Source organism: Rhodococcus sp. P4_E4 (assembly GCF_056401575.1).
The window spans coordinates 34,192-46,824 of record NZ_JBFUJB010000031.1; the positions used below are offsets into that span (position 1 = coordinate 34,192).

The window sequence follows — 12,633 nt, forward strand, 5'->3', positions numbered from 1 at the left end:
CCGTCAGCTGAGGCGGCGTGTCGGTACCCATTGTCTGCTACCGGGTATCACTGCCCCGAAAGATCTAACCCTCGACGGTCTCGACGCTCTCGCCGATGTCGCCGACCGCGCCCTGAACTCGCATGTGACCGTCGGACAATGTGTACGTGACGCCGACGATCGCGCACGCACCGTTGTCCACCTTGTCTGCGATGATCCGCGACCTCTGCATGATCAACGAGCCGGTCTCCACGACGTGTCGACCTTCGAGTTCGTCGACGGTGGACAAGCCTTCGTTGCGACCCATCAGGATGGAGGGAGCAACGCGCTCGACCACGCTGCGAATGAAGCCGTCGGGAACCGCACCCTTGTCCAGGGCGTCGAGCGTTGCCTTCACCGCACCGCAACCGTCGTGACCGAGGACGACGATGAGCGGCACGTTGAGCACGTGAACGGCGTACTCGATCGAACCGAGCACCGAATCGTCGAGCACGTGACCCGCCGTACGCACGACGAACATGTCGCCGAGGCCCTGATCGAAGATGATCTCGGCGGCTACGCGCGAATCACCGCAACCGAACAGCACCGCGGTGGGGTGCTGCCCATCGACGAGCTTCGCGCGATCGGCGATTCCCTGGCTGGGGTGAATGGACGCGTCGTTGACAAATCGCTCGTTGCCTTCGCGAAGGGACTTCCAAGCGGAAATGGGGCTTGATCGTGGCATTCACTCATTGTGCACCCGTCGCATTTCGGACTCTCGCCGGGAAGGTTGCGTAGACGCAAACGGAAGCTCCGCGTCCACATTCACGCCTTGTGATGGCGTGCCCGAATTGGAACTTACTTCAGAGTCAGTTTCCTGATACCGTCTCCGAACGTGACCTGGAGCACTTCGACCTTCCGAGTGTGATCGAAGAAACCCGACCAGAACGATTCGGCCGGAAAGGGGGATGGCGTGAGCACTGAAGTTGGAACAACCGGGGACGCAACGCCTGCCTCCCCCGCCAAGACGAACATGTTCTCGAACCTGCTGTCCGAGATCGGACTGCTGTTCACCTTCACCGTTCGCGTATGCGTCGCCGCTTTCACAACTCTGCGACACAAGCGCCTCGCCTGGCGTGAAGCGCTCGACCAGATGTGGTTTCTCGCCCACGTCACCTCGGTCGCTTCGGCACTGGTGATGATTCCCCTCGGCGTGGGCGTAGCTCTCCAGATCGGTTCGCTCGCAGACCAAATCGGCGCGGGTTCATACAGCGGTGCAGTCGTCGCGTTCCTCATCATCGGACAGGCCGGACCGCTGGTCTGCGCCCTGATCATCGCCGGCGTCGGCGGTTCCGCAATCTGCGCAGATTTGGGAGCGCGCACGATCCGCGAAGAGATCGATGCGCTCGAAGTACTGGGCCTGCCGGTGTTGGAACGCCTGGTCGTGCCGCGGATGATCGCAATTGCCGTCGTCTGCCTCCTGCTGAATTCGATAGTTCTCGTGATCGGTTTGGGCGCAAGCCTCTTCGTTCACGTCCTGATACTCGACGGCAACGCACAGAGCTTCCTGCGCAATCTCGTTCAATTCAGTCAACCGAGCGACTTCGTCGTCTCCGGTATCAAAGCCGTTGCCTTTGCTCTCATCTCGGGAATCGTGGCCTGCTACAAGGGCCTGACCGTCAAGCGCGGAGCTCAAGGCGTCGGCGACGCAGTCAACGAGACCGTCGTGCTCTCGTTTGTCCTCGTGTTCGTCGCCAACCTCGCAATTACCCAGTTCTACCCGCTGTTCGTCTCGGTGAAGGGTGCCTACTGATGCACCTGCCCATCGCAATTCGTGCCAAGCGGGCCAGTTCGCGCACCGTCGACGGTCTGAGTCGACTCGGCGATCAGTTCACGTTCCACGCGCGCGTCATCATCTCGATTCCGGCAACCCTCAAGCGATATTGGCGTGAAGTCGCCCGTCTCGTCGCCCAGGTGGCATTCGGTTCGGGCACCCTGCTCGCCGGCGGCGGCAGCGTCGTCGTGATCTTCGCGATCTCGTTCTTCGCAGGTTCCCAGATCGGACTCGAGGGCTATCGCGGACTCAACCTCGTCGGCCTCGCACCGCTGTCCGGCGTGATGTCCGCCATCGCGAATACTCGTGAGGTCGCACCACTCGTTGCCGCAATCACCTTGGCTGCCAAGGTCGGAACTGGATTCACCGCGCAGCTCGGAGCCATGCGGATCTCCGAGGAAATCGACGCACTCGAAGTCATGGCGATTCCCTCGCTGCGATACCTGGTCACCACCCGAATGATCGCGGCGCTCATCGCGGTGGTCCCGCTGTACCTGGTCGGCCTGTTTGCTTCGTACATGGCAACGGCGCTCGCGGTGATCCGGGTCAAAGGCCAGTCGGAGGGAACATACGGCTACTACTTCAGTCTTTTCCTCTCTCCCAACGACATCTGGTTGTCGTTGATCAAAGTCATGGTGTTCGCGGTCGTCGTGACCCTCGTGCACTGCTACTACGGTTATACTGCGACGGGCGGACCTGAAGGCGTCGGGCGAGCAGCCGGGCGAGCGCTGCGCACCAGCATCGTCTTCCTGGCCTTCACCGACGTCGCCATGACCATCGCGCTCTGGGGACTCAAACCTCAGGTGCCCGGGTTGACCGGATGATCGTCACGGGCACCAGTCGAATTGCACTGGCACTGCGTGGTTTACTTGCGATTGTCCTCCTGATCGTCGCCTACGTCTTCTTGTTCAGCAGGGGCACGGACACGTTCAGTTCCACACCGCAGGTCAGTGCTGTCGTCCCTGCCAGCGCCGGTGCGCTGCGAGTCGGATCCTCGGTTCAGTACCGCGGCGTCGTCGTCGGTTCGGTCGCCGACATCGAGCCTGGCACCACCGCTTCCACCATCTCACTCGCAATCGACGAGGGTGCATTCGAGGACATACCGTCGACAAGTCAGGTGCGGCTGATGCCCCGCAACATCTTCGGCGACTTCTTCGTGGACCTGATTCAACCTGACGGTCTCTCGCGCGGTCCTGCTCTCGCGCCGGGTACCGAGTTGGCATCAGATCAGTCCGAAGTCGCGGTCCAGCTCTACCAATCGATCTCACGGATCTACTCGCTCGTTTCTTCCCTCGACCCCGCCGACATCAACGTGGCACTCACGGCAGTCTCGGATGCGATGAGCGGCAAGGGAAACCAGATCGGTGAGTCTCTCGATTCAGTCCACCAAGCGTTGGTCGGTGCGCAGCCCGTCATCGACGGACTCGGTGACGATCTCGACGACATAGCCACGCTCGCCGACAGTCTCTCGACGAGTGCGCCCGACATGCTCGCCGCATTCGAGAACTCCATCACCACATCCAAGACCGTCGTCGAGAAATCCGACGGATTGGCGGGGCTTCTGCGAGCAGGCACCAGCACTGGATCTGCTGCCACGAGTCTGATCGGCGACAATCGCGACCGCCTGATCACCTTGGTCGACGACGCCGATTCCCTCACCGGTGCAATCACTTCGCGGCCGGACCACATCACCACCTTCTACAACGGCCTGCGCAATCTCACGATCAAACTCCCGCCCGCATTGGCGCACGGTCCCTGGCTCAGCACTGACTTGCGCCTGTCTGTCACAGATCTGTATCCGTACGGAAAGACCGACTGCCCACAATACGACGGGACCCGCGGCCCCAACTGCCCTGCCGCCGCGACCGCGTTCGGCGGAACCGTCGGCCCGGTCGGCAGCCCTGCCGAACAATCCCTGATCTCAGCTATCACCCAGGGCGGTACAGCTTTGGACACTCTCGTGGCGGGGCCGGTATTTCGCGGCACGACGGTGGTGGGCGGATGAGCGTGAAGAAATCGCTGATCAGGTTCGGACTGTTTGCCGCGCTGTCGATTCTCGCCACCGTGGTCGTGGTGAGCACTCTGATCAACCCAGTCTCCGGGTCTAGTTCGCAGTACCGGGCCGTCTTCGTCAATGCCTCCGGCCTGGTCACCGGCAGCGATGTTCAGATCGCCGGGGTGCGAGTAGGGCGCGTCGACAGCGTCGAGTTGGTGAACAACCAAGCCGTCGTCGGCTTCGAACTCGAATCTACACAACGTATTCCGACCGACGGTCGGGCTGTGGTGAGGTATGCAGATCTGCTGGGGGCACGGACGATCTCGATCGAACCCGGACAGGGCGAACTCGTAGCCGGCAACTACCTCTCCCCCGGAGCCACAATTCCCGTGGAACAGACTCAGCCGGCGATCGACCTCACCGACATCCTCGGCGGTTTCCGTCCCCTGTTCGACGCACTTGACCCCGCAGAAGTCAACGAGCTTGCCGCACATGTCGTCCAGGTATTCCAAGGACAAGGTTCCACCATCGAAAGCCTGCTGGAGCGCACAGTTGCCGTCACCGAGAACTTGACGTCCCGAGACGCGATCTTGGACCAACTACTGACCAACCTCGACCGGGTACTCACCGTCACGACGACGAATCGACCCAACTTCGTCGAGATGATCAACACGCTCGACACGCTGGTAGGCAGTTTGGCACAGGATCGCCAACAGATCTCGGCCGCAGTTGATTCCGCAGGTGCCCTGACTTCTTCCCTTCAGGACTTGGTGACGCGCGTGGAACCGGACTTGGCTGGCGCGCTGACTTCGATCGATCAGTCGGCCAGCGTCGTCGTCGACAATCGTGAGTCGCTGGCGACCGGTATCACCGCATTCGATCAACTGTTCACCCAATTGGGAATCGCAATGAGCTACGGCAGTTGGGCGAACATCTACATCTGTAACTTCCGGCTCAGCGCGCTGGACCAATCGGTGACTCTCGGCGGCCCCGAGCGTTCGGCGGTGTGCCGATGAACTGGCTCACCGTCAAGAACCCCGTCCGCAACGGAATGATCTGCATTCTCGTCGGAGTCTGTGTCGTTCTGGCCGCACTCGTTGTCCCTCAACTGATCTTGAAGGTCAAGACCAACGAGTACAACGCCGTGTTTGCCAACGCCACCGGATTGACGCAGGACGATCCGGTCAACGTCGCGGGAGTCCCGAGCGGGGTGGTCACCTCGTTGGCGGTCAGCGGCAACTCCGTTGAAGTCACCTTCCGACTCGACGACGGCGTCACTCTCGGCGAAAACTCGCGCGCGGACATCAAGATCTCGACTCTGCTCGGCCGACGCTCGCTCGACATCACTCCGAACGGATCGCGCTCGTTACCCGCAGGTTCGACCATTCCCATCGAGAACACGAGTGTTCCGTTCACTCTCGACGATCTCGGACGAGGAGCACAATCCACTTCGGAAAACCTTGATCTGCAACAACTGCGAAACATGCTGACCGTGGTGTCCGACAACTCACCGGACGATCCCGAACTCATTCGCCGCTCGCTCGAGGGAATCGACGCACTCTCCGGAGTAGTCAACGACAACGACGTTGCGCTCCGTTCCCTTCTCACCGGAGCGCAGCAGACGACCGCAACACTGATCGAGCAGAAGGACACTCTGCAAACCCTTCTGGGAAATGCGGACCTGGTGATGGCCACGATCGCCGACCGGCGAGATGTGCTGAATGCGCTTGTACAAGACCTCAATCAGTTGAGCACCACACTTGCCCAGTTCCTGGGTGACAACCAGGCATTGGTCGACTCGGTCATGGGAGACATCCACGAGGTGACGGGAGTTCTTTCCGAGAACGAACAATCACTGACCACGTTGCTCGACAACTTCGCCCCCAGCGTTCGGTACGTCACCAATGCGACCGGTAACGGCAACTGGCTCGACCTCAACTCACCCTCCACCCTCATCCCGGACAACTGGTTGTGCGTCGTCGGGCTCGTTCAGGGGTGTCGATGACCACGACCGTCAAGAAGCTCGCCGTGCTGGCAGCGATAATGATCTGCGCGATCGGTGCGGTCCTGTTCGTCACGCGTGACGAACACCAACTCACTCTCACTGCCGAATTCACCTCGACCGACGCCATCTTCACCGGAAACACGGTGACTATTCTCGGAGTTCCCAGCGGGAGGGTCGAGAGCGTCACGCCGGAAGGGTCCCGGGTACGAGTGGCGATGAGCCTGCCGTCCGGAACACGCATACCGGCCGACGCGCAGGCCTGGGTCCTGTCTCCTTCGGTCATCAGCGACCGCACGATCGAACTCGGCCCCGGCTACGAGGACGGTGAGTTCCTCGCGGACGGCGCAGTGATCCCTCTCGAACGAACTCACTCCCCTCTGACATGGGACCAGCTCACCGCATCGGTGAACGAACTGACGGTGGCGCTCGGCCCTGGCGCGGACGGCGGTGGGATCGGTGACCTCATCGGAGAAGGCGCCCACGCGTTGGACGGCAACGGGCAAGCATTCAACGATGCCGTTCGGTCCATCTCACAGGCTAGTTCGGTACTGGCGGGTGCAAGTCCCGAAATCTCCGAACTCGTGAAGAACCTGAACACCCTCGTGCAGTTGATCGCGGACAACCAGACCAAGGTCGACTCGCTGTCGAATTCGGTGACAGTCACCGCCCGCGCGTTCAGTACCCAGCGAGAAGACATCAGCGGGGCGCTCGATTCCCTGACCACGTTGCTCGGACAGGTCTCAGCGCTACTCGCCGAACACGGCGAGGCGGTCACCGCCGATCTGGGTGCGCTCGCACAGTTGGCCGGTGCAGTCGCGACCAAACAGGACCAACTGCGCGAGATCATCGAAACGGCACCAACGGGATTCGAGAACGTCGCCAACCTCGTCACCGAAGAAGGCCGAGCCAGAGCGCGATTGAACGTCGCCACCGATCTCTCACAGTTCGACACGACGCGAGAACTGTGCGAGAAGATGCCGATTCCGCTGTGCACCGGGCCTGGGATCGTCAATCCCATCGAATTTCCTTCGGCAGGCAGCTCCGACCTGGCACGCATCCTCGGTGGGGGCAACTGATGGCGTCGAACAAGTCCGTGGTGAGCGTTGTCGTGGCACTTGTCATCGCGGCGCCGTTGACCGGCTGCAGTCTCAACTTCCAGCACCTCCCCCTCGGGCGCGGTCTGCCAGGAGAGTCGTACCCGCTGAACATGGAATTCGTCGATGCGTCATTACTCCCCGTCGGCGGCGAGGTGCGGATCGGCCAGGCAGTGGTCGGCAGAGTCACGTCGATGAGCGCGGAAACATTTGCAGCCGTAGTACATACAGAAATTGAATCGGACATCGAACTACCCGTCGGCACTCGCGCTCGGATCGAGCTGTCCACCCCGATCGGCGACGCATTTGTCAACCTCGAAGTTCCGGTCGATCCAACGGGCCCCAGGCTCGAACCAGGTTCCACCATCGCGCGATCGGAGACCGTGCGCGGACCCGATGTCGCACAACTGCTCGGCGCCGTCGGAACTCTGTTGAACGGCAGCGGGTTGGCGCAGGTCAAGAACATCGTCAGTGAGGCTGATCAGATTCTCGACGGCAGGGAGGAGACGATCCGCGATCTGCTTGCGCGCCTTGACACTTTTCTCGGAACACTTGACGACCGAAAGGAATCGATCAATTCGGCACTGAATTCACTGAACCGGCTCAGCGCTCTGATCGGTGACGAGAGCGCCACCATCGACGAAGGCTTGCGAACACTCACACCCGCGTTGGGCGTGATCGCCGACCAACGACAACCGCTCCTCGATCTTCTCGACGAAACCGATCGGCTCAGTACCGCAACCAATTCCGTGCTCGACCAGTCGGCCGACCAGATTTCCGAGATCACCGGACGACTGTCACCCATCCTCGACCAGTTCTCGGCAATGGGCCCGACTCTGAGTGAGACCATGTCCAACCTGGACAACGCGAGAGTGCTCCTCGAGCGCGCCAGCCCAGGTGATTACGTGAACATCGACCTCGACGTCGATGTCGAGGGCACCGTGACCGGGGTGCTCAACGAGATAATTCCGGGCGCCGCACCGCCACTGCCACCTCTGCCCGCCTCCGATCGGGAACTGCCGATCACGACACCCCTGCAAGGAGGAACGCGATGAAGAACCGAACCGTCTATTTCGAGATCGTCGCCTTTCTCCTCATCGCGGTGGTCAGCACGACGTATGTGCTCCGACAAGTAGGTGCCGGAGATCCTTTCACCGGAACGTTCTCGGTCACCGTCGAATTGGAGAACGCGGCCGGAATCGCTCCGGGTTCGGAAGTGGCCTATCGCGGAGTCACCGTCGGCGACGTCGAGTCGGTGGAGGTGGACTCTGCCCAGGACCTCGTCGTGATGACGTTGAGCATCGCCGCCGACAAACAGATCCCCAACGATTCGCATGTGGCCATCAGCCAGGACACCGCCGTTCCCGTATTGAAAGTTCAGTTGTCCTCGCAGACCGACGGCGGCCCGTATCTGGTTGAAGGTTCGGTTGTTCCGACTGAGCGCACTTCGATCCCGGTCGCGTTGGGAACCGTGATTGCGAATTTCAACGCTGCTGCCGACACCGTCGATCCGGCAGATCTGCGTACCCTCTCGCACGAACTCGGTGAGGGATTGAACGGATTGGGTCCGGATCTGCAGGCGCTCGTCGACAACTTCGACGTGCTCGCGCGCACTGTCCAAGCCGATCAACCGCGTGTCAACACACTCGTCGAGAACTCGCGCTCACTGTTCACTGCGAACGAGGAAAATGTTGACGCTCTTCCCGAAGTTGCACTCACACTTCGCCAATTGACAGATCAGGTACGAAACTCCGATCCGCAACTGCGCACACTCCTCGATCGAAGCCCGAGTGTTCTCGACAATCAGATACTGCCTCTCATCGAACAGAGTCGTGAGCCGTTCAGTCTGCTGTTGGCCAATTCTCTCGTCTCCACTCAGATCGTCACTGCACGGATGCCTGCCGTCGATGCCTTGTTGGTGGTGGTGCCCAAAGGATTCGAGAAGTTCGGAAGTATCGTCAAAGACGGACGGGCACAGCTTGATCTGATCACAGCACTCGGCCCGGTCTGTATCTACGACACGCCCCGGCGATCGGTACAGGACACCTCACCGACCACGCTCGACAAGAACCAACACTGCGCGGACCAGTCGGGCCGGATCCAGAATCGCGGTTCGCAGAACGTCCCCACCGGAACTGGAACGATCGACGGGGTTGCCGAATACGATCCTGCTCTCGGCACAGTTGCGGCCGGTGACGGAACGTCGATTCGTCTGGGCCTCAACGGTGGTCAGAACACCGTTCTCGGTGACAACTCGTTTGCCGCACTACTAGTACAAGGAACGCAATGACCGAGACACCCCAATCCCAGACCCCCGACAGTCCGACACCCGAGAGTCCGACACCCACAATCGTCGAAAAGCCCAAGCGGCTTCGCAAGCAGACCTTGTTGATCGTTGCCGGCGTCCTGGTCGTGGTCGCGGCGCTCGGATGGGGCGCATTCGCGACCTGGCAGAAATCGGCCGACGAAGACGCGCGTACCAGCGCACTGGACAGCGGACGACAATTCGCCACTGATCTTGCGACGTACAACTTCCAGAACCTCGATCAGAATCTTTCCGTGGTGCGTGACAACTCTGTCGGAGAGTTCGCCGGTCAGTACGCCCAGGTGGCAGCCAACCTGCAGAACATGATCGTGCAGTATCAGGCGACCTCGTCCGCTCAGATCATTTCAGCCGGGCTGGCGAGCAGTGATTGCGACAACGCCGAGGTGCTCGTGTTCCTCGATCAGACGATCACCAATACCAACTCCCCCGATCCGAGGATCGACCGTAACCGCATGCAACTTTCTCTGGTCCGCGAGGACGGCGAGTGGAAACTGAGTAACGTGCAGTTGTTGTGACCCGAAGGTCTGGCGTCACAGGCAGCCGTGTCGGTGACTGCCGATAAAGTGGCCCCCACAAGTCGACGTGTCCTTCGTCGACCAGGAGCACAGGTTCGAGGAGTGTGTCGGTAGCAGTGGCAGTGGAATCTTCGGTGCTACTGAAGTGGTACTCCGAGACGGCTCGTGACCTGCCGTGGCGACGCGAGGGCGTCAGTGCCTGGCAGATCCTGATGAGCGAGATCATGCTCCAGCAGACGCCGGTGGTGCGCGTTGCGCCCATCTGGGAAGAGTGGGTGGAGCGCTGGCCGGTACCGTCCGCGATGGCAGCGTCGAGTCAGGCAGAAGTACTTCGCGCGTGGGGCAAACTTGGTTACCCACGACGCGCGCTTCGGTTACACGAATGCGCGGGCGTCCTGGCCGCCGAGCACGGTGACGTGGTGCCGGAAGACGTCGACACCCTGCTCTCGCTACCGGGAATCGGTTCGTACACCGCCCGCGCCGTGGCGTGCTTCGCCTACGGACAGCGAGTGCCGGTGGTGGACACCAACGTACGACGCGTAGTTGCGCGAGCCGTCCACGGCAATGCGGAACCAGGCAATCCGTCCAACACGCGAGACCTCGCCGACGTCGCGGCGCTGCTGCCACGGACACGAGCGCGCGCCGCCACCTACAGCGCCGCTCTCATGGAACTCGGTGCACTGATCTGCACTGCGCGGACGCCGAACTGCGAGAACTGCCCTTTGCCGAACTGCGCGTGGGTCGCTTCGGGCAAACCGGCACACACCGGACCGCCCAAGAAGGTGCAGAAGTTCGCGGGCACCGATCGCCAAGTTCGCGGAAAATTGATGGCCGTTCTGCGCGATAGCCACCGTCCGGTCGAACGCGCGCAACTCGACATCGTCTGGCCGACCGATCCTGGTCAGCGTGACCGCGCACTACATTCCTTGTTGGTCGACGGACTGGTCGAGCAGACCGATGACGGCCTGTTTGCACTGGCTGGAGAAGGTACGCCCTAGCCCACTCGCATCGGGTCGCATGCTTCTGCTGGTTCGACGGTCTGGGGTGGTGCAACTTCAGGATCCGAACGCCGAAACGCAGCGGGAACGACGGGTACCACCGGGTCACAAGGCGGGAGCGTCAGGATCGGTAGGGCCGCTCCGGACGGTGGCCCGCTCGTCGGGTTCGCCGGCTCGGCGCCGACGTTCGGGCGATCAGTGGACACCGCTCGCGACCCGTCCGGCGACAGAGCGATCAGCAATCCCGTCAGCATGAGCAGGAGCGGCAGCACTATTGCCGCCGCCCACCGGATTCTGTTGACGGGCTGAACAGCCGCGCCGCCAGCGGACCTGACCTCACTCCCCCGACCGGCCGCTACCAGCGCAGCGCCTATCGCCAGTTGGGCGCGCTCGCCGAGATACAGGAAGCCGAGCCCTGCCGATTCGGCGGCTTCGGCGGACAACTGCCGTGACTCTTCCTTGCCGAGCATGGCGACGAGCATCTTGGGCACGGGGTTTCGTTCAGCGACGAGCAGGTCCAATGTCGCAGCAAATGTCGAGCTGTCTGTAAGCAACTCGGCGGTAGCGTAACGGTGCGCCGAGTCCACGACGCCCGCGCGCGGATCGATGGCAGCGATCACAGTCTCACTGCCGTCCGGCCAGAATGCGAGAATCGGCGAAATACCATTCAGGGCGTCGACCGTCCGCAAGTAGGCAAGGCGAGCGTCCAGACCGTTGACCAACTCGATGTTCTCGAAAGTGCTGGAGAACAATGAATCCGGGACAAATTCGCGCACGTCCGCGCGCTCGCACAGCACTCCGAGGACGGTGGGGCACAGGTTCGAGCGCAGGGCCCGACCTGTGGCGACCTCGGCAGCGGAGGCGAGCGCGCGTGCCGACGCTTGCGCAGAGGGAACAGTCCCGTTCGCGCCCCACGGATGACGGAACTCGTCGATCGAGCCGAGAAGGGGTGTGTCCGCATCTACGAGAGCTGTTGAAATGGAATTGTTTTCGAATACCACGCCCAGGCTTTCACGCACTGGATCCTCCATTGACTGTTTCCAACTGGTTCTGAACTGTTTCAGGTGTTGCTATCACTGTGGAGCTGTATCAGAACGTCAGGCCACCGACCGCCATTGCGCCTGGTTCCAACACCACGTCCACCGGCGCTCGGCCGTCGACCGTGACGCGATACGTCCCCGGCAGGAGTCCGACAAACGAGAAGCGACCCTCGAACGGTTTCACCGTCCGCGCTATCGCGTGCCCGCATTGATCGACGCCGTTGACCACCACCGCCTCCGAGATGCCCGACGTCACCAGACCTGAGATCCGACCATCTGCCGAGACAGCTGTCCCCTGGTCTCTCCGACCACCAACAGAATTCCCTTGTGGATCACACACTCCCGGGGTGGTCGCCACCCGCACGGTGACATCGTCCGACCGCACGCGAGCCGTCCCTCGATCTGCGGTGACCAGTGCAGCAATCGATAGACCGTCGGCGTCTTCCCGCTTTCCCGCAGTCATCGTCGCTGTCCGGGTGAAGTACCGGTCCGCTTCCAGATTGCCTATCAGGCAATGTAACCCGAACTCGTCGACACCCGAGCCGTCTCCGCAGTAGTCAGGCACGGAGGGTAGAACGAAACCTCGAGGCACCGGAAGCTGCACGACCACGTCCGAGAGCGGGTTGCCCCGGACGCCGATGTCTACGACATACGTCACCGGATCACCCTCTCGGACAATGCCGTTGGACGGTCCGGTATCGAGCCCTGGACCGTCACCGGGGTCGAAGGGCGGCGCACCGTCAATCGCCGTCAACTCGACGGTGAAGGGAGAAGCGGACTCTCCCTCGGCTGCCAATCGAACATCCGACTGCATCGGTAGCGCACCGAGCGCAGCTGCGCCGACAAGTAACACTCCTGTCACCACGA

13 protein-coding genes are annotated in these 12,633 nt (G+C 61.6%); 10 read left to right on the forward strand and 3 right to left on the reverse strand.

Annotation, left to right across the window (positions count from 1 at the left end; all coding sequences use genetic code 11):
• Positions 1 to 64 precede the first annotated feature (64 nt).
• A complete protein-coding gene (locus tag AC1DVN_RS28470) occupies positions 65 to 703 on the reverse strand; it encodes a carbonic anhydrase (RefSeq protein WP_019746832.1) in 639 nt (212 codons plus the stop codon).
• A gap of 228 nt (positions 704 to 931) precedes the next feature.
• Here AC1DVN_RS28470 and AC1DVN_RS28475 point away from each other — a divergent pair, with 228 nt between their 5' ends.
• The 10 genes from AC1DVN_RS28475 to AC1DVN_RS28520 all read left to right on the forward strand — a co-directional run bounded on the left by AC1DVN_RS28475 (position 932) and on the right by AC1DVN_RS28520 (position 10,726).
• Positions 932 to 1,771 carry an MlaE family ABC transporter permease gene (locus AC1DVN_RS28475; RefSeq protein WP_020968384.1) on the forward strand — a complete coding sequence of 280 codons (840 nt, stop codon included), beginning with the start codon at positions 932 to 934 and terminating at the stop codon, positions 1,769 to 1,771.
• Positions 1,771 to 2,616: an MlaE family ABC transporter permease gene (locus tag AC1DVN_RS28480; RefSeq protein WP_019746829.1), complete on the forward strand. Its 846-nt coding sequence runs from the start codon at positions 1,771 to 1,773 to the stop codon at positions 2,614 to 2,616. Before AC1DVN_RS28475 ends, AC1DVN_RS28480 begins: the two co-directional genes overlap by 1 nt.
• Positions 2,613 to 3,797 carry an MCE family protein gene (locus tag AC1DVN_RS28485; protein ID WP_020906103.1) on the forward strand — a complete coding sequence of 395 codons (1,185 nt, stop codon included), beginning with the start codon at positions 2,613 to 2,615 and terminating at the stop codon, positions 3,795 to 3,797. The genes AC1DVN_RS28480 and AC1DVN_RS28485 overlap by 4 nt, the downstream gene beginning before the upstream one ends.
• Positions 3,794 to 4,804 (forward strand): MCE family protein, encoded by a 1,011-nt coding sequence (locus AC1DVN_RS28490; protein ID WP_019746827.1) that lies wholly within the window; start codon positions 3,794 to 3,796, stop codon positions 4,802 to 4,804. The genes AC1DVN_RS28485 and AC1DVN_RS28490 overlap by 4 nt, the downstream gene beginning before the upstream one ends.
• Positions 4,801 to 5,793, forward strand: coding sequence for an MCE family protein (locus AC1DVN_RS28495; RefSeq protein ID WP_037133987.1), 993 nt, complete (start codon positions 4,801 to 4,803; stop codon positions 5,791 to 5,793). Before AC1DVN_RS28490 ends, AC1DVN_RS28495 begins: the two co-directional genes overlap by 4 nt.
• Positions 5,790 to 6,869, forward strand: a complete 1,080-nt coding sequence (locus AC1DVN_RS28500; RefSeq protein ID WP_019746825.1) for an MCE family protein — start codon at positions 5,790 to 5,792, stop codon at positions 6,867 to 6,869. The genes AC1DVN_RS28495 and AC1DVN_RS28500 overlap by 4 nt, the downstream gene beginning before the upstream one ends.
• A complete protein-coding gene (locus tag AC1DVN_RS28505) occupies positions 6,869 to 7,942 on the forward strand; it encodes an MCE family protein (RefSeq protein ID WP_019746824.1) in 1,074 nt (357 codons plus the stop codon). Before AC1DVN_RS28500 ends, AC1DVN_RS28505 begins: the two co-directional genes overlap by 1 nt.
• A complete protein-coding gene (locus AC1DVN_RS28510; RefSeq protein ID WP_019746823.1) occupies positions 7,939 to 9,177 on the forward strand; it encodes an MlaD family protein in 1,239 nt (412 codons plus the stop codon). The genes AC1DVN_RS28505 and AC1DVN_RS28510 overlap by 4 nt, the downstream gene beginning before the upstream one ends.
• Positions 9,174 to 9,728 carry a hypothetical protein gene (locus AC1DVN_RS28515; protein WP_477994576.1) on the forward strand — a complete coding sequence of 185 codons (555 nt, stop codon included), beginning with the start codon at positions 9,174 to 9,176 and terminating at the stop codon, positions 9,726 to 9,728. The genes AC1DVN_RS28510 and AC1DVN_RS28515 overlap by 4 nt, the downstream gene beginning before the upstream one ends.
• 116 nt (positions 9,729 to 9,844) lie before the next feature.
• Positions 9,845 to 10,726: an HhH-GPD family protein gene (locus tag AC1DVN_RS28520; protein WP_029254426.1), complete on the forward strand. Its 882-nt coding sequence runs from the start codon at positions 9,845 to 9,847 to the stop codon at positions 10,724 to 10,726.
• Here AC1DVN_RS28520 and AC1DVN_RS28525 read toward each other — a convergent pair.
• Both AC1DVN_RS28525 and AC1DVN_RS28530 read right to left on the reverse strand, forming a co-directional pair.
• Positions 10,723 to 11,745 (reverse strand): hypothetical protein, encoded by a 1,023-nt coding sequence (locus AC1DVN_RS28525; RefSeq protein WP_400822902.1) that lies wholly within the window; start codon positions 11,743 to 11,745, stop codon positions 10,723 to 10,725. The genes AC1DVN_RS28520 and AC1DVN_RS28525 overlap by 4 nt on opposite strands.
• A gap of 70 nt (positions 11,746 to 11,815) precedes the next feature.
• Positions 11,816 to 12,631 carry a hypothetical protein gene (locus tag AC1DVN_RS28530; protein WP_477994579.1) on the reverse strand — a complete coding sequence of 272 codons (816 nt, stop codon included), beginning with the start codon at positions 12,629 to 12,631 and terminating at the stop codon, positions 11,816 to 11,818.
• Positions 12,632 to 12,633 lie beyond the last annotated feature (2 nt).